This is a genomic window from Zoogloea sp. GW822-FHT05C07 (genome assembly GCF_058800215.1).
Window position 1 is genome coordinate 701,751 of record NZ_CM179510.1, and the last position, 24,604, is coordinate 726,354.

Annotated in this window: 22 protein-coding genes; 8 read left to right on the top strand and 14 right to left on the bottom strand. The window is 68.3% G+C overall.

From position 1 onward, the window contains the following. Positions 1 to 6: 6 nt before the first annotated feature. The 3 genes from AC3QL2_RS03260 to AC3QL2_RS03270 all read right to left on the bottom strand — a co-directional run bounded on the left by AC3QL2_RS03260 (position 7) and on the right by AC3QL2_RS03270 (position 5,533). On the bottom strand, positions 7 to 3,015 hold the full coding sequence (locus AC3QL2_RS03260; protein ID WP_493233973.1) for a hybrid sensor histidine kinase/response regulator: 3,009 nt from the start codon (positions 3,013 to 3,015) through the stop codon (positions 7 to 9). Next, positions 3,012 to 5,201 carry a DctP family TRAP transporter solute-binding subunit gene (locus AC3QL2_RS03265; protein ID WP_493233975.1) on the bottom strand — a complete coding sequence of 730 codons (2,190 nt, stop codon included), beginning with the start codon at positions 5,199 to 5,201 and terminating at the stop codon, positions 3,012 to 3,014. Before AC3QL2_RS03265 ends, AC3QL2_RS03260 begins: the two co-directional genes overlap by 4 nt. A gap of 128 nt (positions 5,202 to 5,329) precedes the next feature. Then, complete coding sequence (locus tag AC3QL2_RS03270) at positions 5,330 to 5,533, bottom strand: SlyX family protein (protein ID WP_481117951.1); 204 nt, start codon at positions 5,531 to 5,533, stop codon at positions 5,330 to 5,332. Positions 5,534 to 5,696: 163 nt separating this feature from the next. Between AC3QL2_RS03270 and AC3QL2_RS03275 the strand changes: the two genes are divergently transcribed. Then, positions 5,697 to 7,325 (top strand): methyl-accepting chemotaxis protein, encoded by a 1,629-nt coding sequence (locus tag AC3QL2_RS03275; protein ID WP_493233977.1) that lies wholly within the window; start codon positions 5,697 to 5,699, stop codon positions 7,323 to 7,325. A 12-nt stretch (positions 7,326 to 7,337) separates the two neighbouring features. Here AC3QL2_RS03275 and AC3QL2_RS03280 read toward each other — a convergent pair whose 3' ends face one another. Beyond that, a complete protein-coding gene (locus AC3QL2_RS03280; RefSeq protein ID WP_493233979.1) occupies positions 7,338 to 8,516 on the bottom strand; it encodes a methyltransferase in 1,179 nt (392 codons plus the stop codon). Positions 8,517 to 8,564: 48 nt separating this feature from the next. Here AC3QL2_RS03280 and AC3QL2_RS03285 point away from each other — a divergent pair, with 48 nt between their 5' ends. The 5 genes from AC3QL2_RS03285 to AC3QL2_RS03305 all read left to right on the top strand — a co-directional run bounded on the left by AC3QL2_RS03285 (position 8,565) and on the right by AC3QL2_RS03305 (position 14,388). Then, on the top strand, positions 8,565 to 9,119 hold the full coding sequence (locus tag AC3QL2_RS03285; protein ID WP_493233981.1) for a DUF924 family protein: 555 nt from the start codon (positions 8,565 to 8,567) through the stop codon (positions 9,117 to 9,119). 175 nt (positions 9,120 to 9,294) lie between these two features. Further along, positions 9,295 to 11,130 (top strand): response regulator, encoded by a 1,836-nt coding sequence (locus tag AC3QL2_RS03290; protein WP_493233982.1) that lies wholly within the window; start codon positions 9,295 to 9,297, stop codon positions 11,128 to 11,130. 31 nt (positions 11,131 to 11,161) lie between these two features. Next, positions 11,162 to 11,581 (top strand): hypothetical protein, encoded by a 420-nt coding sequence (locus AC3QL2_RS03295; protein WP_493233984.1) that lies wholly within the window; start codon positions 11,162 to 11,164, stop codon positions 11,579 to 11,581. A 124-nt stretch (positions 11,582 to 11,705) separates the two neighbouring features. Then, positions 11,706 to 13,643 carry a peptidase U32 family protein gene (locus AC3QL2_RS03300; RefSeq protein ID WP_493233986.1) on the top strand — a complete coding sequence of 646 codons (1,938 nt, stop codon included), beginning with the start codon at positions 11,706 to 11,708 and terminating at the stop codon, positions 13,641 to 13,643. 61 nt (positions 13,644 to 13,704) lie between these two features. Beyond that, a complete protein-coding gene (locus tag AC3QL2_RS03305; protein WP_493233987.1) occupies positions 13,705 to 14,388 on the top strand; it encodes a hypothetical protein in 684 nt (227 codons plus the stop codon). A 34-nt stretch (positions 14,389 to 14,422) separates the two neighbouring features. Here AC3QL2_RS03305 and AC3QL2_RS03310 read toward each other — a convergent pair whose 3' ends face one another. Genes AC3QL2_RS03310 through madL form a run of 9 tightly spaced genes read right to left on the bottom strand, consistent with a single transcriptional unit; the run spans position 14,423 to position 21,701 of the window. Beyond that, positions 14,423 to 15,334: a malonate decarboxylase subunit epsilon gene (locus tag AC3QL2_RS03310; RefSeq protein ID WP_493233989.1), complete on the bottom strand. Its 912-nt coding sequence runs from the start codon at positions 15,332 to 15,334 to the stop codon at positions 14,423 to 14,425. 8 nt (positions 15,335 to 15,342) lie between these two features. Beyond that, positions 15,343 to 16,221: a triphosphoribosyl-dephospho-CoA synthase MdcB gene (mdcB, locus tag AC3QL2_RS03315; RefSeq protein ID WP_493233991.1), complete on the bottom strand. Its 879-nt coding sequence runs from the start codon at positions 16,219 to 16,221 to the stop codon at positions 15,343 to 15,345. Next, positions 16,214 to 16,882, bottom strand: coding sequence for a malonate decarboxylase holo-[acyl-carrier-protein] synthase (gene mdcG / locus AC3QL2_RS03320; RefSeq protein ID WP_493233993.1), 669 nt, complete (start codon positions 16,880 to 16,882; stop codon positions 16,214 to 16,216). Before mdcG ends, mdcB begins: the two co-directional genes overlap by 8 nt. Positions 16,883 to 16,893: 11 nt before the next feature. Next, complete coding sequence (mdcE, locus tag AC3QL2_RS03325; RefSeq protein WP_493233994.1) at positions 16,894 to 17,604, bottom strand: biotin-independent malonate decarboxylase subunit gamma; 711 nt, start codon at positions 17,602 to 17,604, stop codon at positions 16,894 to 16,896. Continuing rightward, a complete protein-coding gene (locus AC3QL2_RS03330; protein ID WP_493233996.1) occupies positions 17,601 to 18,515 on the bottom strand; it encodes a biotin-independent malonate decarboxylase subunit beta in 915 nt (304 codons plus the stop codon). Before AC3QL2_RS03330 ends, mdcE begins: the two co-directional genes overlap by 4 nt. Further along, a complete protein-coding gene (gene mdcC / locus AC3QL2_RS03335) occupies positions 18,512 to 18,826 on the bottom strand; it encodes a malonate decarboxylase acyl carrier protein (RefSeq protein WP_079436842.1) in 315 nt (104 codons plus the stop codon). The genes AC3QL2_RS03330 and mdcC overlap by 4 nt, the downstream gene beginning before the upstream one ends. Positions 18,827 to 18,831: 5 nt before the next feature. Continuing rightward, positions 18,832 to 20,487: a malonate decarboxylase subunit alpha gene (gene mdcA / locus AC3QL2_RS03340; protein WP_493233997.1), complete on the bottom strand. Its 1,656-nt coding sequence runs from the start codon at positions 20,485 to 20,487 to the stop codon at positions 18,832 to 18,834. A 34-nt stretch (positions 20,488 to 20,521) separates the two neighbouring features. Beyond that, complete coding sequence (gene madM, locus AC3QL2_RS03345; protein WP_374486591.1) at positions 20,522 to 21,283, bottom strand: malonate transporter subunit MadM; 762 nt, start codon at positions 21,281 to 21,283, stop codon at positions 20,522 to 20,524. Positions 21,284 to 21,299: 16 nt separating this feature from the next. Continuing rightward, positions 21,300 to 21,701: a malonate transporter subunit MadL gene (gene madL / locus AC3QL2_RS03350; RefSeq protein WP_481119101.1), complete on the bottom strand. Its 402-nt coding sequence runs from the start codon at positions 21,699 to 21,701 to the stop codon at positions 21,300 to 21,302. A 188-nt stretch (positions 21,702 to 21,889) separates the two neighbouring features. Here madL and AC3QL2_RS03355 point away from each other — a divergent pair, with 188 nt between their 5' ends. Continuing rightward, positions 21,890 to 22,594 carry a GntR family transcriptional regulator gene (locus tag AC3QL2_RS03355; RefSeq protein WP_493233999.1) on the top strand — a complete coding sequence of 235 codons (705 nt, stop codon included), beginning with the start codon at positions 21,890 to 21,892 and terminating at the stop codon, positions 22,592 to 22,594. Between the two features lie 88 nt (positions 22,595 to 22,682). Here the strand turns inward: AC3QL2_RS03355 and AC3QL2_RS03360 are convergent, their stop codons facing one another. Continuing rightward, a complete protein-coding gene (locus tag AC3QL2_RS03360) occupies positions 22,683 to 23,468 on the bottom strand; it encodes an AraC family transcriptional regulator (RefSeq protein ID WP_493234001.1) in 786 nt (261 codons plus the stop codon). Positions 23,469 to 23,574: 106 nt separating this feature from the next. Between AC3QL2_RS03360 and AC3QL2_RS03365 the strand changes: the two genes are divergently transcribed. Then, positions 23,575 to 24,600, top strand: coding sequence for a bile acid:sodium symporter family protein (locus AC3QL2_RS03365; RefSeq protein ID WP_493234003.1), 1,026 nt, complete (start codon positions 23,575 to 23,577; stop codon positions 24,598 to 24,600). Positions 24,601 to 24,604: the final 4 nt, after the last annotated feature.

Here is a 24,604-nt window from a genome sequence, read left to right on the forward strand (position 1 = left end):
TGCGCGTTACAGCAACGGGCGTATTTGCTCCAGCAGCGGCAGCAGTTCGTGCGCCAGTCCCTCCAGCGCTGCCCGCGCCCCGGCAACGGCATCCCCGTCCCGCGCCTTCAGCGGCGCTTCGACGGCGGCCGCCTCCTGCTGGATGCGCACGAGGCCGAGGCTGGCCGCACTTCCCTTGAGCGAGTGAGCCGCCCGCTGGGCACCGTCCAGGTCGCCGGCATCCAGCGCAGCCTGGATACGCCCGACCTCGCCCTCGTGGGTGTCGACGAACATCGCGAGCAGACGCCGATAGGTCGCGAATTTGCCGCGAACCATGCCCAGCCCGAAGGCCATGTCCACGCCGTCGATGCCGGCCAGCCGTTCGCGCAGCGCCTGCTCCCGCTCTTCCGCTGCCGCGCCGTCGTTGCCGCCGTGGCGGGCCACCGGCGCCTGGACACGGGCAGGCATCCAGTGGATCAGCGCGGCAAACAGGCTGTCCGGATCCACCGGCTTGGCGACGTGGTCGTTCATGCCCGCGTCCAGGCAGGCGCGCCGGTCCTCATCGAAGGCATTGGCAGTCATCGCCAGGATCGGCAGGAACTGGCACTGGGGCAGACGACGCAACGCCCGGGTCGCCTCCAGGCCGTCCATGTGAGGCATCTGCACATCCATCAGGACCAGGTCGTAGGCCGTGTGGCCGGCCTTGTGCAACGCCTCCACGCCATCGTTGGCCACGTCCACGCGCAGGCCGGTTTCCTCCAGCAGCGCGAGCGCCACCTCCTGGTTCACCGGGTTGTCCTCGGCCAGCAGGATGTGGCGGCCGCGCAGCGGCGAGAGGTCGAGCGCCGCCGGTGCCGCACGCGGCGGCGCAACGCCGGAGAAGACCTCGACGATGGCGTCGTGCAGCATCGACGGCGTGACCGGCTTGCTCAACTGGGCCTGGATGCCCATCGTGCGCAACTGTTCAGTGGTCCACTCGCTGCTGTAGGCGGTGGCCAGGATGATCCTGGCGTCGGAGCCGAGGGCCAGGATCCGGCGGCTGGCCTCGATGCCATCCATGCCGGGCATCGCCCAGTCCATCAGGATCAGGTTGAACGGGCTGCCCCCCAGCAGGGCCTCGCGGGCCAGGGCCACCGCATGCTCGGCGGAATCCGCCGTGACCACCCGCGCCGAGAACGCAACGAGCATGTCCTCCAGCGCCGTGCGGGCGTCGGCGTTGTCGTCCACCACCAGCACGTGCAGGTTCTCGTCGAGCTTCACGGTGCAGCGGGCCGGCGGGGTGCTGGCCGCCCGCTGCAGCGGCAGCTCGAACCAGAAGGTGCTGCCCTTGCCGAGCGTGCTGTCCACGCCGACCTGCCCGCCCATCAGCTCGACCAGGCGCTTGCTGATCGCCAACCCGAGGCCGGTGCCACCGAACTTGCGGGTGGTCGAAGCATCGGCCTGCATGAAGGCCTGGAACAGGCGGCTACGCTGCTCCTCGCTGAGGCCGATGCCGGTGTCGCTGACCTCGAAGCGCACCATCACCGCACTGGAGTCCTCACCCAGCAGGCGCGCCCGGAAGATCACACAGCCGGCATCGGTGAACTTGACCGCATTGCTGGCGAAATTGACGAGGATCTGCCCGAGGTGCATCTGGTCGCCGTGCAGCACCGTCGGGATGGCCGGATCGATGCGGTTGATGACCTCCAGGCCCTTCTCTGCGGCCCTGTCGCAGATCAGATCGTTGAGATTGCGGAAAACCCGGTCGAGCTCGAAATCGGCGTTCTCGATGGTCAGCTTGCCGGCCTCGATCTTCGAGAAATCGAGGATGTCGTTGATGATGCCTAGCAGATGCCGTGCCGCCTGGGAGATCTTGTCGAGCTGCTCGATCTGCCGCGAATCCACCGCCGAGCGGCGGATCAGGTGGGTCAGGCCGACGATCGCGTTCATCGGCGTGCGGATCTCGTGGCTCATGTTGGCGAGGAAGCTGCTCTTGAAGCGGCTGGCGTCCTCCGCGGCATCTTTGGCCACCGCCAGCTCGCGGGTGCGCCGGTCCACCAGGTCCTCAAGATGCAACTGGATGTCCCGCAGTTCGTGGGTGCGCTGGTCGAACATGCCGGCCAGCTCTTCCAGCTCGTCGTGGGTACCCAGCGGCGCGCAATGGCGCTCCGGGCTGCCGTCGGCGGCGGCCACCCGCTGGCGCAGCAGCAAGATGGGGCGCGACACCGAGAAGCCGATCCAGTAGGCGATGGCGATCGCCACCAGGGTCAGGACCAGGCCCAGCAGCGCCACGTCGCCGATGGCGCTGAAGGCCGGTGCGAGGTAGTGCTGGCGCGGCGCCGACACTTCGAGCTGCAGTCCGAGGCCATCGAGGAAGCTGCGACTGTTGTCATTGACGGCCTTGCGCGCGATCAGCAGGTCGCTGACATCGGAGGCCGGATGCGCGAACAGGGTCTGGTCCGCCACCAGCAGGCGGTGGCCGAGCAGCGGATCGGCGGGCAGCACGCGACGGGCCACCGCGCCCAGGTCGTACACCACCACCAGCACCCCTTGCGTGGTGCTGTAATAGGTCACCGGCACAAAAACGACCCAGTGCCCGTGGCTGCGATCGATCAGGTAGCTGACCACGCCATTGGCCAGCGTGCTGCGCAGTTCGGCCGAAGCCTCATAGGTCGGCAGCGTATCCAGCGTCGAATACAGCGGCTTGCCGTCATAGCCGAGCAAGGCCACGGCGAAGACGTCACGCCCCTCGCGGAAGTTCTTGATCAGCTCCGGCAGGTAGGTTTCGCGCCCTTGGGCATCGTTGAGGCCGTTCACCACCAGCGGGTTCCTGACCAGCACGTTGGCGCTTTCGAGCAGATAGTCGAAGCGCTGCAGCAGCAGCCGGGCATCCTGGCGGGCCCGCTCCTCCAGTTCGTGGGTCAGGTTGGTGGTGATCGCCGAATGCAGGCGGAAGCCCACCGTGGTTGCCACGGTGACCATCGACAGGGCGACGAACAACCCAAAGACCCAGGTGATCCGCCGGCGGACGCTGCGGGTGATGAAGGCCAGTTTCATTCTGCGGCCACGATACGGCCGCGGGCGTCGAAACGCGCCAGGCGCAGTTGTCCGCGCTCGAGCGCATCGTGACGCTCCGCAGTGAAGGGCTGCTTGTAATCGCGCAGCACGCCCGGGTAAGCCCCCAGGGATTCCAGCGCGCTGCGCACCGCGGCATGATCGTCCGGCCGCGCCTGGCGCGCCGCCCGGGCCAGCATGAGGGTCAGCTCATAGGCATGAACGCTGGCGATCAGCGACGGCACCATCTCGTCCCGGCCGAGGCCGTAGCGCTCCCGGTAATGGTCGAGGAACTTTCGGAAGCGGGGGTGCGTGGCCGCATCGTCCATCAGGATGGACTGCACGAAGCGCAGATCCACGTGCTGCAGGGCGCCCTGGGTGGTCTGCCAGAAATTGCCACCGGTCAGCGCCGCGTGCGCGAACACCGGCAGGGGCTTGTCCTGGCGCGCCAGCGCCTGCACGATCTTCTGGCTCTCGAGCGCATTCGCCACCAACACCAGCGCAGCCGCATCGCTGCTGGCAATCGCGCGCAACCGGGCCTCGGTCCCCGCATCTCCTACATTGAACCACTCGATCTCCACGCGGCCGGCTGGCAGCTTTTCGATGAACGGCTTGAGCACCTCGTCGTTGCTGCGCCCCCAGGCAGAGCGCTCGAGCAGCACGACAACCCGGCCGCCGAGGCGCAATGCGTGCTCCAGCAGGAAGGGCGCCGCCAGGCTGTCGCTGACCGAAACCCGGAAGGTGTAGTTCGGGCGATGCCCGTGCTCGACCAGGCCGCGCCCGGTTCCCCACGGAATCAGGAAGGGGATCTGCAGGCGATGGATGTCCTCCAGCTCGTCCGCGATGACGGCCGTCTGCACGCCGCCGACGACGGCCAGCAGCGACGGCATGGCCGCGAAACGGGCGAGGTTCTGCCGCCCCACCTTCGCATTGGTGCCATGGTCGAGACCGACCACCCGCAGCGGTACGCCCCGAATGCCACCGTCCGCGTTGATCTCCTCGACGGCCAGCTGCACCCCCCGGTAGATGGCCCCACCGCCCTGGGCGCTGCGCATCGAGAAATCCGCATCGATGCCGACCACCAGCGGTGGCGGACGCCTCGCACCGGCCGCGGCCTGGGCCCCCTCCTGCCGCTGGTGGCGCAATTCCTCGGTCTTGACCAACAGGTCATAGCCCACGTCGAAGCCGAACTTGTCGGCAATCAGCGCCAGCGCCTTGCGGAAGGCCTCGCGCTCCTCTGGTGTCAGGGTATGGATCTCCACACCTGCGGCACGGACGGTCTCGATGAACTGGGCTTCGCGACGCGACGTTTCCTCGCGTTCCCACACTGTGAGCGCCTGGGCATTGCGCGCGACGACTTCCCGCAGCTCCGGCGACAGGGACTCGAACACGGCCTTGCTCGCCGAGAACACGTAAGCCAGGTAGGCATGATTGCTGAGAGTCAGGTGCTTCTGCACCTCGTGGAAACGCATGCCGACGATGGCCACCAGCGGGTTTTCCTCGCCGTCCACCGCACCATCGGCGAGTGCTTTGTAGGTGGCGTGAAAATCGATCGGGATGGCCTGGGCACCGAGTACCTCGAACTGATCGGCGATGATGCGGCTCTTCATCGTGCGGATGCGCAGCTTCGCAAAATCCTGCGGGCGGCGGATCGGCGTATTGGCGGTGAATTGCTTGAAACCGTTTTCCCAGAAGGCCAGGCCAACCAAGCCAATCCCGTTGAGTTTGGACAGCAGCATGCGTCCCGGCTCGCCGTCGAGCATTGCATACAGCTCTTCCCGGCTCGCGAAGTAGAACGGCAGGTCGGCGTATTGCATGGCCGGGATCGCCGAACTGAGCTTGGCAGTCGGCGTCAGCACCAGGTCGAGCTTGCCGCTGCGTGCCATCTCGAGCATCTGGTCGTCGCTGCCCAGCTGCTGGTCGGGAAACACAGTGACCTTCAGCTTGCCCTTGCTCTGCTCGCCGACCTGTTCAGCAAAACGCAGCGCCGCCGCATGCAGCGCACTGCCGGCGGCGATGTTCAATCCCAAGCGCAGCTCACGCACATCACTGGCCGCGGCCCCCGGGCCCGCCGTACCACCGGACACTTCCGGCCGCGCCCCGCGCGGGCCGGACCACCACAGCACCAGCAACACACCGATCACCACGAAAACCATCAGCGACAGCACACGAATCGGGTGTTTGCTCATCAGTTCTTCTATTCAGGCGGGGTGGTCAATGATATACCGATCGAAACTCCCTTGTGCCGGCATGGTTTTAGCACAAACCTTCAGTCACCGCCGAGGATGACGGCAGGGCGGAGCCGCCGCACCCAACATCAATAATGCGGCGGAATTTCGTCGCGCAGATCGCGGGCCTCCGCCGTCGGCGTGGCGGACTGCATCTGCTGGTAGAGCAGGCGGATCTGCCGCTGCAGCGCATCGATCTGCTCCTGCTGGCGGTGGACGGTCATGTTCAGACTGTCCACCAGGTCTTCGGTGAGGGCGAGCTTGATCTCGATCTCGGTCAGTCGGGATTCCATGGCGTCCCCTTCGGCGGGATGTGGTCGGAGGCGGATTGTCCCAGTGCGGCGGGCCGGACGCCAGAGGCTGACACCCCGCCCCGCTCAATTCGGTGTGCCAAAGACCGAAAGGCCTCTAAAATTCACGCCTCCCCCACTCCCATCGCTCCACGGGAGCACCGCCATGAGTCCCCACAAAAAATCCATCGCCGGCAAGCTCATCCTCGCCCAGATCGTTGCGCTGCTGGTCGTCGTCGCGGGCGGCGGCATCGGCGCGGCCTCCCTGCTTGGAGCCCTCGATCATTACAAGAACGGGGTCACCGGCCTGAAGGACGCCCAGACCGAGATCCAGCGCGTCGAAAGCCATTTCAAGATCCAGGTGCAGGAATGGAAGAACGTGCTCTTGCGCGGCAAGGATCCGGCCAAGCGGGACAAGTACTGGAAGGGCTTCGAGGACGAGGAGGCCTTAGTGCGCGACAAGCTGACTGCCCTGCAACAGAACCCGGCGGTCAGCGGGCAGGCCCGGCAGCGCATCGGTGAATTCCTCGACGCCCACCGGCAGATGGCCGAAGGCTATCGCCGGGGGCTGGAAGCCTTCAAGGCCGCCGACGGCGACCCGCAGGCCGGCGACACGGCCGTCACCGGTATCGACCGCACGCCGACCAAACTGCTCAACGATGCCGTCGAAAATATCGCCCAGGCGGCGGCCCAGGCCCAACAGGACGCCGATGCACGGGCCCGCCAGGGCGTCATCGTCGCTGTGGTGGCCATGGGCCTGGCGCTGGCCGGCGCGGTGGCGCTCTTCGTGGTGCTGATCCGCCGCTCGATCGTGGCACCGACCCATACGCTCGTCACAACCCTGCGCCAGTTGGCGGACGGCAATCTCGGCCACCCGCCGACGCTCCGCATGGACGGCGAAATCGGCCTGCTCGCCGACAGCGCCGAGAGCCTGCGTCGCCAACTGGTGGGCCTGATCGGTGAAGCCAAGCAATCCGCAGAGGCCGTCCACCAGGGCTGCGCCGCAATGGATGCCAACGCCACCGGCATCCTGAGCGACACCCATCGTCAGAGCGATGCGGCCAGCGCTTTGGCCGCGACGATGGAGGAAATGAGCGCCGTCATCCGTACGCTTGCCGAAGAATCCCGGCGCGTCAGCCAGGAAGCCGCCGAGGCCCGCAGCAGCACCCAGGCCGGCCAGCGGATGGTGAGCGCACTGATCGGCGAAGTGCACGACGTTGCCGACGGCCTCGGCAACACCCAGGCCGTAGTATCGAAATTCGTTGCCAGCACCGGCAACATCGGCCTGCTGACCCAGCAGGTCAAGGAAATCGCGGACCAGACCAATCTGCTGGCCCTCAATGCTGCCATCGAGGCAGCCCGCGCCGGCGAGCAGGGCCGCGGCTTCGCCGTCGTCGCCGACGAGGTACGCAAGCTGGCCGAAAAATCGGCCCAGACGGCCGATCAGATCGAAGCCGTGACCCGCAGCCTGGCCAACGACTGCTCCGCAGTGGAGAAAGCCATCTCCGACAGTAACGACCGGCTCTCCACCGGCGTCGCACAAAGCGACGAGGCGGCGCGCCAGCTGGAGAACACCATCGCCGCCACCGAGGCGGTGAATGCCAGTATTTCCGCGATGGCCGACCACGTGCGCGAGCAGGATGCCGCCATCGGCAACATCACCAGCACGGCCGACGCCCTCGCCCGGCAATCCAGAAGCAACGCCGAAGCCGCCCAGCGCATCCAGCAGGAAACGCGGGACCTGCAACGGCGCGCCGACACCCTCCGGCAGTCGATGGGGGCATTCCGCCTGTAGGTCTGCCGCGGCTCACCCGTCGCGCCGGGCCAGCACCATCAGATTGCGCGGCGTGAGGCTGCGCTCACAGAAGGTGCCGACATCCACCCGGAAACCGGCTTCCTCGAAGCCGCGCGCCAGGTCCATCACCAGCCACATCTCCAGCGGGCGGCGGAAGGCATGGCGGACGAGCTCCAGGCGGCGGACTTCGCCACGGCGCCGTTCGCCGACCGCCAGCCAGTGCGCCCAGTCCACCTGCGCCGGCAGACTGACGCCCTGGCGCCGCGCCACCGCCTCTCCGTAAGCGGGAAAATCACCGGACAGCAGCTGCGACTGCATCGGCGGAAACGGCCGGATGGCCTCCCCTTCCAACGCATTGCGCAGCGCGATGAAGCCCAGCTTCCAGGCCTGGTCGCGGGCCAGGCGCTGACGCTGGCGCTGGGGTGCCGTCACGGTTTCGGTCACCGCCAGGCGCAGCGCGCGCCCGTCCAGCGGCAGCGAGGCTTCGCGGCTGACCGGCCGGTAGCCGTCCTGGGCACCGCGGTAGTAGCAGCACGGCGCGATCCGGTAGGCATGGGCGCCGTCACCGCCCGCGCTGCGCACGAGGGAGCGGTGGAGTTCTCCGCAGGCATGCAGGGCCAGCACCTCGCGGCCACGCACTTGGGCCCGCGACGACGCTTCGAGCGCATCGGCGCACACCACCTGCTGCGCCACGCCGACGCGGGCCGCCAGCCGCCCGGCGTCCGCGCACAGCTCCGGATCGATCTCCAGCGAGCTCACCGGCTGTCCGTCGCTGAGAGCCAGCCGGCGACCGAGGTGGCCCTTGCCGGCGCACCACTCCAGCAGCGGCGCCGCCACCGCCGGCCCGTGGCTGGCGAAAGCTTCGATCTGGGCCCGCTTGCGGCCAGGGATGAACCAGTCGAAATGCGGCCCGCTCGGCGCCAGGCTGCGGGCCGGCAGCGGTGCCACATCGCTCAGGTAGCCCAGTTCAACGGCAAGCGGCAGATGGCCCGCCAGCCAGGCGCGGCAATCGTCCGGCGACGCAACCAGGGCTTCAAGCGCAGCATCCTCCAGCCCTAGCACCGCCTCCGCCAGGGCCGGCCACTGCTCGCACCAGGCCGGGCGATGCACATAGAATGGGGGCGGCCGCCAGAAGGCCTGGTGGTCGTGCAGCAGCGACTGAAGCGCAAGAAAGCGCGCGCGATGATTCATGATTCCGTTTTACAACCCTGCCCCGCAAGATCAGGAGGACAACGCAGCATGGCCGCATCCCTGCCCGACTCCGAAGCCGTACTCGATTTCTGGTTCAAAGAAAGCACGCCCAGGCAATGGTTTGCCCGCTCGGACGAATTCGACCGCCTCATCGTCACCCGTTTCGGGGCGGTGTACGCGGCAGCGGCCAGCGGCGAACTGCACGCCTGGCGTGCCACCGCCGATGGGCGGCTGGCCGAGATCATCGTGCTCGACCAGTTTTCCCGCAACCTCTTCCGTGACGACCCACGCGCCTTCGCCTGCGACGGCATGGCCTTGATACTGGCCCAGACCGCCGTGGCCGCCGGCGCCGACCTCGAACTGCCGGTCGCCCGCCGCGCCTTCCTGTACATGCCCTACATGCACAGCGAATCGGCGCTGATCCATACCCACGCGGTCCGCCTGTTCAGCCAGCCTGGCCTGGAGAGCAACCTGGACTTCGAACTGCGCCACAAGGCCATCATCGATCGCTTCGGGCGCTATCCCCACCGCAATGCGGTGCTCGGACGGCCGTCGTCACCGGAAGAGATCAGCTTCCTTCAAACGCCCGGCTCTTCGTTCTGAAGCCGTGACCACCCCCAGAAATCCAATTTAAACCACTGAAAAATATCATTTTTATCACTTAACCCGGCGCTGAATCGAGCGGGTGTGGCGAAGTACACACCCGCCACCCCGCGTAACACTTTTCCCCACTGCGAGCACGGACAATCGGGACACCGCGATCCGATCTACCGCTCCCGTGACTCACCACACCGCCTCCGCCCCCGACTCCACGCTGGCCTACGGCCTGTTCCTGCGCTTTCTCGATTCGCGGCTCGAAAAGCATTTCAGCGCCTATTACACCGACTACTACCACCGCTTCGCCCAGGCCAGCCTGGTGCTCGGCCTGCTCCTCGTGCTGGGCGACTGTGCGGTGGATTTCATGGTATTCCCCGACGTCAGTGCCAACCTCGGCCGCCTGACGCTCAGCGCGCCTTTGCTGCTGCTGGCCATCGGCTATTCGTTCACCGACACCGCCAGGCGCAACTGGCAGGCCGTCATGGCGGGCTCACTGGTCTGCATTTCACTCAGCTTGTTCTGGGTTCTGGCCCGCATCGACAACCAGGGCGGCGCCGGCGGCCTGTCGTCGTGGGTCGGCGTGCTCAACTTCACCTTCCTCGAACTCTACATCTTCGTGATTCTCGGCGTGCAGTTCCGCATCGCCTTCGGCGCGGGCCTCACCATCCTCGCCGCCTTCATGTATGCGATCCGGGCCGGGATCAGCAGCGAACTCCATGCCTTCGCCTACTGGAGCTACCAGGCCCTCACCGTCTTCATCCTCGCCGCCGGGGTCGGCTGGTGGAGGGAATGGTTGATCCGCCGGGACTTCCTCGCGCGTACGGAGCTGGAGCGCGCACGGGACGCCGCCGAAGCGGCCAGCCTAGCCAAGAGCACCTTTCTCGCCAACATGAGCCACGAGATCCGCACGCCGCTCAACGGCATCCTGGGCATGTCCCACCTGCTCCAACGCGGCGCCACATCAACGCAACAGCACCAGCTCGACAAGATCATCGGCTCCGGCCGCCATCTCCTCGGCGTCATCAACGACATCCTCGATCTGTCGCGGATCGAAGCGGACAAGCTCGAACTATCGCAGTCGCCCTTCACGCTGCCGGAACTGTTCCACACGCTGGATGCACTGATCGGTGGCGCCGTGCGCGACAAGGGGCTGCTGCTCGCGATGGACATCGCCCCGGCACTGACCGACCTCCAGTTCATCGGCGACGGCCAGCGCGTCGGCCAGGTGCTGCTGAACCTGACCGGCAACGCGCTGAAGTTCACCGCCGAAGGCGGCATCAGCATCCGTGCCCACAAACTGGAAGACGACGAAACCGGCCTCGTGCGGGTCCGCTTCGAAGTCAGCGACACCGGCATCGGCATCCCGCAGAACGCGCTGGAGCGGATCTTCGAGGCCTTCGAGCAAGCCGACCACTCCACCACCCGGCAATACGGCGGCACCGGTCTGGGACTCGCCATCAGCCGGCGCCTGGTCAGCCTGATGGGCGGCAGCATCGGCGCCGACAGCGAGCCCGGCAGTGGCAGCACCTTCTGGTGCGTCGTGGGCTTCGCCGCCGTTCCAGCAGGCGCAGCCCCCCTCACCGCGCCAGCCGGCCTCTTGCAGCGCCCTCTTCCACGGGGAGCCCAGGTGCTGGTGGTCGAAGACGAACCGGTCAACCTGGAAATCACCCGCGAATTGCTCGAAGAGGCCGGCCTGCACGTGGATTGGGCCGAGAACGGACGCATCGCCGTGGAAAAAGCAGCCGGCAAACTATACGCGCTGATCCTGATGGACATGCAGATGCCCGAGGTGGACGGCCTCGAAGCCACCCGCCGGATCCGCCAGCTGCCTGAGTACGCCCGCGTACCGATCCTGGCGATGACGGCCAACGCTTTTACGGAGGACCGGCGTCGCTGCCTGAGTGCCGGCATGGACGACTACCTGATCAAGCCCTTCGAGCCCGATGCGTTGCTCGACGCAATGGAACGCTGGCTGGGGCTGCCGGCTGAACAGGACGTCGGCATCGTGGTTCAATAAGGCCTTTCGACCCCAGCCGGAGCCCCCGACCGTGAAGCGCCTTTCCACCCTCATCCTCTGTCTTGCCTGCAGTGCAGCCCACGCCCACGCCCCCTTCACCGGCGAGGACTTCAGCGGCACCTACGACTGCACCGGCGACGACAGCCACGAAGGCAAGTACACCGGCACCGTGACCCTCGAACGGGTGCCCGGCCAGAGCACCGGCAAGCTCGGCGCCTACAGCTTCAAGCTGGAAGTCCCCGGCTACGGCGCCTACCCGGGCCACGCCGCCGCCAACGGCCGCCAGATGGCCATCCACTTCGCGCTGACCGACGCCAGCACCAAGGACTACGGCACCGGCATCGCCGCCTTCAGCAAGACCAAGGGCGGCAAGTGGCGCTTCAGCAAGTACTACTACGAGCCCGAATTCAAGGACGGCAACTTCGGCACCGAGACCTGCGTGCACCGCTGAGCAAACGCAAATCCAGGCCCGGCGCGGGTCTTGGGGCCATGGTCGACGCCCCCCGCGGGACCGGGGATAATGGCGGGTTGCGAGCTGCCGGACGAGCAGCGTACTCACCCCCGAGAGCACCACCATGACCCATTCCCGCAAGCAGCTCGAACTCCTCGCCCCCGCCAAGAACGCGGACATCGGCATCGAGGCCATCAACCACGGGGCCGACGCCGTGTACATCGGCGGCCCGGCCTTCGGCGCCCGCGCCAACGCCGAGAACACCATCGCGGACATCGAGCGCCTGACCCGCCACGCCCACCGCTTCGGCGCGCGCATCTTCGTCGCCTGCAACACCATCCTCCACGACGAGGAAGTAGCCAGCGCCGAGCGCCTGATCCGCCAGCTCCACGAAGCCGGTGCCGACGCGCTGATCGTGCAGGACATGGGCCTGCTGGAGCTCGACCTGCCGCCGATCCAGTTGCACGCCAGCACCCAGACCGACATCCGCCACGCCGACAAGGCGCGCTTCCTGCAGGACGTGGGCTTCTCGCAGATCGTGCTGGCGCGGGAAATGACGCTCACCGAGATCCGCAAGGTCGCCGCCGCCACCGACTGCGCGCTGGAGTTCTTCGTGCACGGCGCGCTGTGCGTGGCCTTCTCCGGCCAGTGCTACATCAGCCACGCCCACACCGGCCGCAGCGCCAACCGCGGCGAGTGCTCCCAGGCCTGCCGCCTGCCCTACGACCTCGCCGACAAGGACGGCAACCTGGTCGCCAGCAACCAGCACCTGCTGTCCATGAAGGACAACAACCAGAGCGCCAACCTGCGCGCGCTGGCCGAGGCGGGGATTTCCAGCTTCAAGATCGAAGGCCGCTACAAGGACATGGCCTACGTGAAGAACATCACCGCCCACTACCGCCTGCTGCTCGACGAGATCATGGAGGACACGCCGGAATACAGCCGCACGTCCGCCGGGCGCAGCACCTTCCTGTTCCAGCCGCTGGCCGACAAAACCTTCAACCGCGGCGCCACCGACTACTTCGTCAATGGCCGCACCGCCGACATCGGCGCCTTCGACTCGCCCAAGTTCGTCGGCGAGCCGGTGGGCAGCGTGATCCGCCTGGACGGCAAGCAGCGCCGCTGGTTCGACACCACCAGCGCCGTCGAGCTGCACAACGGCGACGGCCTGAGCTTCTACGACCGCAAGGGCGAACTCGTCGGCCTGCGGGTGAACCGCGCCGAGCGCGTCGGCGACGATTTCCGCGTACATACCGCCGACGCCGTGCCGGCCGAGCTCTTCCCCGGCAGCGGCGTGTTCCGCAACCGCGACCACGAGTTCGAGAAGATGCTCGAGAAAAAGTCCGCCGAGCGCCGCATCGGAGTGGATCTGCAACTCACCGAAACGCCGGACGGCTTCGCGCTGACCCTCACCGACGAGACCGGCGTGTCCGCCTGCGCCGAACTGCCCCATGCCAAGGAGCCCGCCAAGGACGCCGAGCGCGCCCTCGCCGGCCTGCGTGACAACCTCGGCAAGCTCGGCGCGACGATCTTCACCGCCCGCGCCATCGAGCTGCAGCTCGACCAGGCCTGGTTCCTGCCCGCCGGCGCCATCAACGCGCTGCGCCGCGAGGCTGTCGAAAAGCTGGAAGCCGCGCGCCTCGCAGCGCTGGCGCCGCTGCCGCGCCGGGCGGCGGTCGAACCGCCGGTGCCGTATCCGCAGACCGAACTCAGCTACCTGGCCAACGTGCTCAACCAGAAGGCGCGGGACTTCTACCAGCGCCACGGTGTGCAACTGATCGAGGCCGCCTACGAGGCCAACGAGCACGTGGACGACGCCTCGCTGATGATCACCAAGCACTGCCTGCGCTACAGCTTCAACCTGTGCCCGAAGGAAGTGAAGGGCATCCGCCCCGACCCGATGACGCTGATCAACGGCAAGGAAAAGCTGACCCTCAGATTCGACTGCAAGCGCTGCGAGATGCACGTGGTCGGCAAGATCCGCCAGTCCGTGCTCGACATGCCCGCCGTGCCGGTGGTCTTCCACGCCAAGGTGCCGGAAGGCTTCCACGCACCCCACTGAACGCCGTGGAGGACAGGTTCATCCGCCCTCCATGCCTCCGCCAAACTCCGTCCCCGTCCCCATGAAGATCGCCCTTGCCGTCGTCCTGTTGATCCTGGCCCTGATCGTCGGCCCCGCCGCGTGGCAGTACGCTCACTTCGACCCGAAGGCGGTGCCCACCTCCGGCCTGCCGTGGCAGATCGACGTGCTGCCGGGAGGCGAAGCGCGGGTCTTCGGGCTGACCCTCGGGCGCAGCACGCTGGCCGACGCCCGCGCCCGCTTCGGTGAGGAGTTGCAGCTGGCGGTGATCGCCGAACCCAACGAGACGGGCAACGTGGAAGGCTATTACGAGAGCGTCACCACCGGCTTCGTGGCCGGCAAGCTGATCGTCACGGCCGACTTCGACAAGGCCGCCATCGAAGGCATGCGCGAGCGCTCGCCGAAGACCGAGTACATGCAGAGCACCACCCGCAAGGCCACGCTGGCCGACACCGACCGGGCCGCCGCCCTCGCCGCGCGGATCCGCGGCCTGGCCTTCATCCCGAGCGTCAATCTGGACGACGCGGTGGTCCAGGAACGCTTCGGCGCGCCGGCCGAGCGCATCCGCGTCAACGACCACCTGGAACACCTGCTCTACCCGGAAAAGGGCCTGGACCTGGTGCTCGACAGCAAGGGCAAGGAACTCCTGCAATACGTCGCGCCGGCCCGCTTCGAGGCCCTGCGCGCGCCGCTCAAGGCCCAGGCCGCCGCGCCGGCCAAGCCCTGAACCCGGCTAGCTAAGGCCGGCTCACTGCGCGGGATCAGCCCCGCGCGCGCACCCAGTCGATGATGCCGGCGGCGCTACGGAAATCGTCCGACGCGCGCACCGGCACACCATTGTCCCGCTCGCCCCACATGCGCGCCAGCGCGTTGCCGGGGCCGATCTCCAGTACCACGTCCGGCTGCATCTCCAGCACCGCGCCGAGGCAGGCGTCCCAGTCCAGCGGCGTGCTGATCTGGCGCGACAGCGCGTCCATGCCGTCGGCCGCAGTGCGGGCCGCCCGTCCGTCGATGGCGCTGAAGACCGGAAAGGCCAGCCGGCCGCTGCGGTACGGCGCCAGCAAGGTTGCGAAACCGACACTGGCCGCCGCCAGCAAGGGCGTATGGGATGGCGTGCCGACGCCGAGGCGCACCACCCGGCTCGCCCCCGCCGCCTGCGCCAGTTGTTCGGCTTCGACGAGGCCAGCGGCGTGCCCGCCGAGCACGAAGTGGTCCGGCCCGTTGCGGATCGCCACCAGCAGACCGCAGCGCGCCGCCAGTTCCGCCACCACCTCGGCACGCAGGCCGAGCACCGCCAGCAAGCCGGCCGGGCCGTCCACGCAGGCATCCATCAGCGCCGCCCGCTGCACGCACAGCGCAACGCCGGCCTCCAGCGGAAAGGCGCCGGCGGCGCAGCAGGCCGCCATTTCGCCGAGGGAATAGCCTGCCACGGCCACCGGCCGCGGCAGCGCAGGTTGCAACTGGCGCCACAGGTGCATCTGGTAGGCAAAGATCAACGGCTGGGCGACCCGGTTGGCCTGCAGCTCGGCAAGGGAAAGCGCCACCGTGTGCCATGTCTCCGGGATCGTCTCAGCTAGCGCCGCACCCAGTTCGGGCGATGCGCCTTGCCGCAAGGCATCGAAATGAGCGGGCTGCTGGTTCCCCTGCCCGCTGAACAGAATTGCCAGGCGCATGGGTGGCCTCAGAGTGCGTCGAGAAAGAGCGTGACCCCGAGCAAGTCGGCGCTGCCGCCGGGGCTCAGGTTACGCGCGACGAATTCCCGGTGGATCTGCTGCGCCCTCGCCTCCCAGCCCTCCGCGGCCACGCCGCCGGCAGCGAGGAAATCCAGTGCACACCACTGGGCAAAGGCCAGCCCTTCGGGCCCGCCACGCCACAGCAGGTTGGTATCTTCGAGGCGGGCGATCAGCGCGAAGAGGCACTGCAGCGCGGCGCGCTGGGGATCGCCGGTCAGGCGCAGGGCCTCCCGGTAAGCCGGCAAACCCACCTCCAGTGCAGCAGGAAATCCATCCGCCGCCTCCCGCCGGGCGCCGCCGCTACCGTAGCGCCGCGCCACCTCCGCGCCGTGGCTGTGGGACGCGGGGCTGGCCGATCCGAGGATCGCCGCCCCCCAGCGCCGCGTCACCTCGGCGCACACATCGGTCGCGGCAAAATCACGCCCCTCCGCATGCAGCGCGCCGGCGGCGGCGCACAGCAGCCCGATGTTGAAGATCGCCCCGCGGTGCGTGTTGACTCCGCCGGTCGCCTGCAGCATCTTCGCCTCCGCCGCCACGCCGAGCTGGCGCAGCGGCTCGAAGGACGGGCTGGCGGCGCCGACACGGGCGATCTCGGGAAAGTAATCGCGCAGGGACTGCAGGCTGCGCACGAAAGTGCGGAAATCCATGTCCGTGTGGCTGCCGGAATCGGCCGGGCTGACCAGACCGGGCTTCGGCGACAGCGCCACCTCCCGGTACAGGGCGCGGATGGCCAGGCTGCCGACGCGGGCCGCGAAGCCCTCCACGGAGGCGGTGGGCAAAACGGCCGGGCAGAAATCCTCCCGGCGCAGGGCAAGGGCGTCAGACATGCAGCGCATCCTCCTCGAACTGTTCCAGCACGACCGCCAAAGGCAACAGACCGACGTCGACGCCGCCCTTCACGAGCACCTTCGCGTCGGGCTTGCCCCAGGCGGCACCCAGCTCCCGCCAGGCCACCGCGCAGCCGTCCGGGAAGCGGATCTCCCCGTCGAGCCCGCAGGGCAGCGCCACAGCACCATCGGCGAGCAGACGCAGACAGGCCTCGGCCTGGGCGGCGGAGGCCACGTCGCAGATCAGGTCCACGTCGGACTCCGGGTGGCGGTAGCCCTCGCCGCTCAAGGCCTCCCAGGCCAGCGAGCCGTAGACGCCGACGCTCACGCCGGCCGCCGCCAGCCGCTCCGCCAGCGCGGCCAGCGGCGCGGCCACGTCGTCGGCCAGGCGATGCAGGCACTCGGCAACGGCCAGCGGACGGCGGACCTGCAGCAGATCCGCCCGCTCCACCAAGCAGCCGACGCGCCGGCGCCCTTCGGCGGCCGGCAGGGTCAGCCCCAGCAACGCTTCACTGCCGCCGGCCAGCTGGCGCGCTACCACCAGCGGCCGGCCGGCGGCGATCCACGCGGCAACCCGCGCCGACAAGGCTTCGTCGAGCGCCCCGCACAGGAAGCGCACTGGCGCCCCTGCGCGCACCATGGCCAGATCGTGGCGACGCATGGCCGCGTGCCTCAGGCCGACACCACGGCCGCCGCCGTGGCGACGGCGAGATGGCGCCCGCCCCGCTCCGCACCGCGGGCCATCCGCTCGTCGACGGCTGGCCCGGCGGCCTGCTGGCCAGCCAGCGCCGCCTCCAGCAGCGCGGCACGCGGCGCATCCCAGATCGCCTCAATGGCACCCATGCGCAGGTAGTTCTCGGCGCCGGGCGCGAAGGTCGGCGACTCGGCGGCGAGTTCCTGCAGGCGTTCGTGGGGGATCTTGGTAACCCGCGCCATCGCCTTCAGGTCCATCACCCGCACCTGGGCGTCGGCCAGCGCGTAGGTCTTGTCCGCCATCAGGCCGAAGGACAGAAAGCCGCCGCTGACCGCCTCGCCGGTGACCAGTGCGAGGCTCACATGCCCCTGCCGGCGGGCCAGATCCACGCAACGGGCCAGATGGGCCAGGCTGCCGTTGAGGCACAGCAGTTCTTCCGCACGGGACAGGGCCTGGCCCTTGGTATCGACGAGGAAGACGATGGGCCGGCCGGGATGCTGATCCACCACGTCGAGCACCCGCCCAGCCAGGCCGAGGGCGATGTCGTGGCCGATGGCGGCGGCGTCGGTGGTGCCGAGCACCGCCACCGTGCCGAGGGCGGTCTGGGCGCAGCCGGCGACGAGCTGGCCGTGGACGCTCACGTCGTGTCCGGCCGGGAAGAGGCCGTCGAGAATGTGCTGGAGGCTCATGCCGGCAATCCTTTCTTCAGGGCGACCAGGCTGTCCCGGTCCATCAGCGGAATCTGTCTGGGTTCGGCAACGCCAAGGGCCTGCCACACGTCGAGGCCGTCACGCAGACCGGCGAAACGTTGGCGGCGCTCGGTCAGGCGTGCCTGCTCGGCACGCAGCGTGCTGCTCGCCGGTACGGGTTCCTGCCAGCCGGCGAGCAGTGCGATGGCGCCGTCACGGAAGCTGGCCGCATCGTCCTCCACCAGTTCGGCGCAGTCGCCGGTCAGGTAGCGGTGCTTGCCGCCGGTCACACGCCACACCAGCGCGCGGTCCTTGGAGTCGAACTCCTCGACGCCGGCGACGGTCTCGATGACCTCCGGGCCGGACAGGGCCAGCCGCCCCTCCTCGGACATCACGATCGCCGAGCACAGGCGCGACACGATACCCATGCCGCCGAAGGCGCCGCAGCTGCCGCCGACCAGCGCAATCACCGGCACGCCGGCCGCGCGGGTGTCGAGCACCGCACGCATGACTTCGGAAATGGCGATCAGGCCGGCGTTGGCCTCGTGCAGGCGCACGCCGCCGGAGTCCGCCATGAAGATCACCGCCGCCGGCTTCTCCTGCGCCGCGCGGCGCAGCAGGCCGACGATCTTGGCGCCGTGGATCTCGCCCACCGCCCCGCCCATGAACTGCCCTTCCTGGGCGATCACCAGCACCGGCCGGCCGCCAAGGGTCGCGGAACCGACGATCACGCCATCGTCGAAGGCGCCGGGGATGTCCAGCACCGCCAGGTGCGGGCTCGGCTCGGAGGCCTCCGGCGGCAGGAATTCGCGGAAGCTGCCGGCATCCAGCACCGCCGCCACACGGGCACGGGCGCTGGCCTCGAAGTAACTGCGGCGCAGCACCAGCTGGTTGGCCACGGGCGCGTTCATTGGACACCTCCGGTGTATTCGCCGAGGGCCTGGCCCAGGCGCAGGCTGACGACCGCCGGGGTCGCCCCCATGTCGTTGATGGCGATGCGGGTGCCTCCGGCCGCGTGGCGGGCAGCGAATTCGGCGATGACGGCCTCCCAGATGCGGCCGAAGCCGCGGGCCGAGGTCTTCACCGACACGACGCAGGCGTCGGCCTCGTCGCCCGGGCGGATCAGGATCTCCAGGTTGCCGGAGCCGACCACGCCACACAGGGCCGCGCCGGCGGCCGGCGTGGCGGGCTGGGCGGGGAAACGGAATTCGAGTTTTTCCATGGGGCTCACCAGTTGCGGAAACGGGCCGGCGGGGCATAGAGGCCGCCCGACCAGCGCACGAGGTCTTTGATGGAACGGGCCGCGAGCAGGTCGCGGTTGGCCCGACGGGGATCGATGCCCAGGTCTTCGGCGCGGCGGATCACACCGCGCTGGCGCAGCTGCTCGACCATCTGGCGGTCGCGGGCCATGCCCACCGGCGTGAAGCCGGCAACGCCGCGGATCGCCTGCTCGCGCTCTTCCGGCGTGCGGCACAGCAGCAGGTTGGCAATGCCCTCCTCGGTCACGATGTGGGTCACGTCGTCGCCGTAGATCATGATCGGCGGCAGCTCCATGCCCATGCTCTCCTGCAGCTTCCAGGCGTCCAGTTCCTCGACGAAAACCGGCGCCATGTGCTCGCGGAAGGTCTCGACCATCTGCACGACCAGCTTGCGGCCACGGATGGCGTTCGGTCCGCCGGCTTCGCGGCCGGCCTTCAGCCAGGCCGGCGAGGCGTGGCGGCGGCCGTGGGGATCGGAGCCCATGTTGGGCGCGCCGCCGAAGCCAGTGATGCGCCCCAGCGTGGCGGTCGAGCTGTTGCCAGCCAGGTCCATCTGCAGCGTCGAGCCGATGAACATGTCGCAGGCGTAGAGGCCTGCTGTCTGGCTGAAGGCCCGGTTGGAACGCATGCTGCCGTCCGCGCCGGTGAAGAACACATCGGAGCGGGCCGCGATGTAGTTCTCCATGCCGACTTCGGAGCCGAAGCTGTGGATGGACTCGACGCAGCCGGACTCGATGGCCGGGATCAGCGTCGGGTGCGGGTTGAGCGCCCAATGGGTGCAGATCTTGCCCTTCAGGCCCAGCTCGGTGGCGTAGGTCGGCAGCAGCAGCTCGATGGCGGCGGTGTCGAAGCCGATGCCGTGGTTGAGGCGCTTCACGCCGTACTCGGCGTAGATGCCCTTCAGCGCCATCATCGCCATCAGCACCTGCACGTCGGTGATCTGCGCCGGGTCGCGGGTGAACAGCGGCTCGATGTAGTTGGGCCGCGGCGCGACCACGTAGAAGTCCACCCAGTCGGCGGGGACGTCCACTCGCGGCAGCGTATCCACCAGCTCGTTCACCTGGGCGATCACGATGCCGCCCTTGAAGGCCGTCGCCTCGACGATGGCCGGCGTGTCCTCGGTGTTGGCGCCGGTGTACAGGTTGCCGGCGGCGTCCGCAGCGTGGGCGGCGATCAGGCACACGTTCGGGGTCAGATCCACGAAGTAGCGCCCGAACAGCTCCAGGTAGGTGTGGATCGCGCCGATCTCGATCTGGCGGTCCTGCACCAAGCGGGCCAGGCGGCCGCCCTGGGGGCCGGAGAAGGAGAAGTCGAGCTTGCTGGCGATGCCGCGCTCGAACAAATCCACATGGCTGGGCAGGGCCAGCACCGACTGCACCATGTGCAGGTCGTGCAGGCGTTCGGGGCTGCAGTCGGCCAGGGTTTCGGAAAGGAAGTCGGCCTGCTTCTGGTTGTTGCCTTCGAGGCAGACCCGGTCGCCTGGTTCGATCACCGCTTCGAGCAGCTCGCCGACGCGAGGCGCCTCGACGCGGCGCGCCAGCCCGAGGGCAGCGGCCCGTTCCAGGCGCTGCTGGCGGCCACGGCGACGGGTGTCCCAGGCTCCGGCAGGATGGGGAGCGTTCATGGAATCTCCTGTTGTGTCAGGTTGGGGAGTCGGCTCAGCCGACGATGGCCTTGGTGGCCAGGAACAGGACCGACGGGCCCATCAGGCAGCCCAGGCCGGTGTGGAAGGTGGCGACCAGCGCGCCGTAGGGCACCAGGCGCCGGTCGGTGGCGGCAAGGCCGGCCGACACGCCGCTGACGGTGCCGGCGAGGCCGCCGAAGACCATCGCCGAGCGCGGGTTGTCGAGACCCATGAAACGGGCGGCGACCGGCGTGAACACCATCACCATGATGGCCTTGATGAGGCCGGTGGCAATCGCCAGCGCCATCAGGTCGGAGCTGGCGCCGATGGCCGCACCGGTCACCGGGCCGACGATGTAGGTCACCGCGCCGGCGCCGATGGTGGTCATCGCCACCGCGTCGGTGTAGCCCATCGACCAGGCCACGGAGGCGCCGACGATGAACGGAATGATGGTGCCCAGCAGCAAGGCCATCACGCCGACCAGGCCGGCCTTCTTCGCTTCATCCACCTGCACCTCGAAGGCGGTGGCGACGATCGCGAAGTCGCGCATCATCGCGCCGCCCATCAGGCCGATGCCGGCAAACAGCTTGAGGTCGGCGAGGCCCTTGCTGCCACCGGTCTGGATGCCGCCCCAGTAGGCCAGCGCCAGGCCGATCACGATGGCGATGGCCGAGCCATGCACGCGGCCGAAGGTGAGCTTGCGGGACAGGTGGACCGAGATCCACATGATCAGGCCGACGAAGGCGAAGGCGCCGACGAGGCTGTTTTCGCGGATGGCGTGTTCAATCATTTCCATGCTGGTCTCCTCCGGCTCAGGACTCTTCGGCCACGGTGCCGGTCTGCCAGGCGGTGTCCTGGCGCTTCGGTCCCGTGCGGTTGATCAGGGCAATCGTGCAGGCGCACAGCAGCACTGCGCCGATGGCAGAGATCAGCGCCACCGGGCCGCCCTTGAGGGCCGCCACCACGTTCTGCTGGGCGGCCATGGCGACCACCACCGGGATGTACATGGCGGCCCAGAAACCGACACCCGCTTCCGTGGTGTCGGGCATCAGGCCGCGCTTGTGCAGATAAACCCGCGCCGAGATCAGCAGCATCATTGCGATGCCGACGCCACCGACGTTGGCCTTCACGCCGATGAAGGCGCCCAGCAGGTCGCCTATATAGACGCCGAGCAGATGGCAGGCGGCCAGGATGGCCGTTCCGTAAATGATCATTTCGTTTCCTCCTTGTGTGGCCAAGCCACGGTGATGGGTTTAAACGAGCTTCTTGATGAGCTTTCAACGCGACCCATGAATTCACCAGTGACGCTTATGTATTCATAAGTTTTGTTTGTGTATACAAGATTAATCTCCGTGGACACAAAGTCAAGGGCTTTGTATAGTCAATCGAAAGGAGCCAAAACATGGACGCACTCAACCCCACGCCGGTCCGGCGCTCGGAGCAACTGGGCGAGGAAATCGAGGAACGCATCGTCACCGGCGTGTACCCGCCGGGCATGCGCCTGGACGAACAGGAACTGGCCGCCGCCTTCGGTGTGTCGCGCACGCCGATCCGTGAGGCGCTGATCCAGCTGGCGTCGATCGGCCTGGTGGAGATCCGCCCGCGCCGCGGCGCGACCGTGCCGGAAATGAGCGCCGACCGCCTGTGCGAGATGTTCGAGGTGATGGCCGAACTGGAGTCGATGTGCGGTCGCCTGGCCGCGCGGCGCATCCTGCCGGCCGAGCTGGCCCGCCTGCGCGACGCCCACCAGGCCTGCGAGGAAGCACGGGACGCCGGCAAGCCGGATCTGTATTACCAGCTCAACGAGGTCTTCCATCGCCGCATCTACGAAGCGAGCCACAACGGCTTCCTCGCCGAGCAGGCCACCGCGCTGCACCGCCGCCTGCGCCCCTACCGGCGCCTGCAGCTGCGGGTGCGCAACCGCATGCAGTCCTCGTTCTCGGAGCACGCCGGCATCGTCGAGGCGATCGTCGCCGGCGACGGCGAACAGGCCGCCAGCCTGCTGCACGCCCACGTGGTGGTGCAGGGCGAGCGCTTCACCGACCTGGTCGCCACGCTGCGCCAGATGAACGCCCCGGCCGAACCGGAAGCCGCTACCGTGCAATAGCGCGCGCCGCGCCCATGGAAACGTCGGGCCGCCCCAGGTTTCCGCCCCCCGCGGAGGGCCGCTGGGCGCAACCCGGCCCTGGGGGTTCTTATAACGCGGCGCGGCCGCGCAATTCGCCTGGCGTCACGCCGAACATGCTGCGAAAGGCAGCGATGAAGGCCGACGTGGATTCGTAGCCATGGGCCAGGGCCACGTCCGTCACGCTGTCGCCGGCCTCCAGCGCATCGAGGGACAGCAGCAGGCGCAGGCGCTGCCGCCACTCGCCGAAGCCCAGCCCGGTCTCCTTCACGAACAGGCGCGCCAGCGTACGCTCCGACGCCCCCGCCTCGACGGCCCACTGGGCCAGGCTGCGCGTGTCGTCCGGCTGCTCCTGCAGCGCCGCGCAGATCACCCCGAGGCGCCGGTCTTTCGGCAGCGGCAGGCCGAAGCCGGCCCGCGGCAGCCCGGCCAGCTCGTCCAGCAGCACCGCCACCAGCCGCCCCGCCGGGCCGGCCTCGTCGTACTCCACCGGTAGCTCGCCGATACGCCGGATCAGCTCCCGCACCAGCGGACTCATCTCCAGCACGCAGCACTCGGCCGGCAGCGCGGCCGCCGCCGCTGGCGTGACGTACAGGCTGCGCATCTCGGTACGGCGGCGATTGACCACCTGATGCGGCAGGTCCGGCGGAATCCACACCGCGAAGCGCGGCGGCGCCACGTAGTCGCCGGCGGCCGTGCGCACCCCGAGCACGCCGCTGCTGGCGTAGGACAGCTGGCACCAGGGATGGCTGTGCTCCTCGGTCCATGAACCGGGGGCCAGGCTTTCGTGGCGGTTATAGAGCGGGCGCGGCAGGCTCGCCAGGCTCGGCACGCTGCGCTTGTTGGGAGCGGTCATGAATGTTTTGTCTGTTAATCGCCATTCGTTGTCGATCTGTCGTTAGAAAGACAGCCTGCCACGCCTTAGAGTGCACCACCATACCCATAACGAGACGGAGCCCATCGTGCCCTCCAACCCCAACACTGCAAGCGGCCTCCAGCAACTGCGCACCTGGCTGCACAAGGAATGGTTCCTCGTCGGCATGCTCGGCGCGGTCGTCCTCGCCAGCCTGCTGCCCGACCTGGGCCGCAGCGGCGGCGTGCTGCACGGCGATGTACTGACCGACATCGGCATCGCCATCGTGTTCTTCCTGCACGGGCTGGGCCTGTCCTTCACCAGCCTGCGTCAGGGCATCATGAACTGGCGCATCCACGCGGTGGTGCAGAGCATGACCTTCGCGGTGTTTCCGCTGGTGTGGTTCATCGCCGATGCGCTGGTCGGCCAGTGGCTGCCCCGCGACCTGGCGCTGGGCTTCTGCTACCTGTGCGCGCTGCCGTCCACCATCTCGTCGTCGGTGGCGATGACTGGCCTGGCCCGCGGCAACGTGCCGGCGGCGATCTTCAACGCCACCCTGTCGAGCGTGCTGGGCATCGTGCTGACGCCGCTGCTGGTGACCCTGTTCACCCACGTGGACGGCCAGGGCCTGCCCTTCCTCGCAACCGTGCTGAGCATCGCCAAGCTGCTCTTGCTGCCCCTCGTGCTCGGCCAGCTGATGCGCCCGCTGCTGCACGCCTGGCACCAGCGCCACAAGAAGCTGACCACCCTGCTCGACCGCTGGGTGATCCTGATGCTGGTGTACTCGGCCTTCTGCGACTCGGTGGCTTCGGGCCTGTGGCGCAACAACGGCATCGGCACCCTGCTCACTGCTATGCTCGGCGCCGCCCTGGTGCTGGCCCTGGTGCTGGTGCTGACCACCTGGCTGTCGCGGCGCTTCGGCTTCAAGGTGGAGGACGAGATCACAACGGTGTTCTGCGGCTCGAAGAAGACCCTCGCCTCCGGCGTGCCGATGGCCAAGCTGCTCTTCGGCGCCAACCCCGCCATCGGCCTGATCGTGCTGCCGATCATGTTCTACCACCAGATCCAGCTCTTCGTTTGCTCGCTGCTGGCCAACCGCTACGCCCTGCGCAAGGAGGCCGCGGCCCCCCATTGATGCG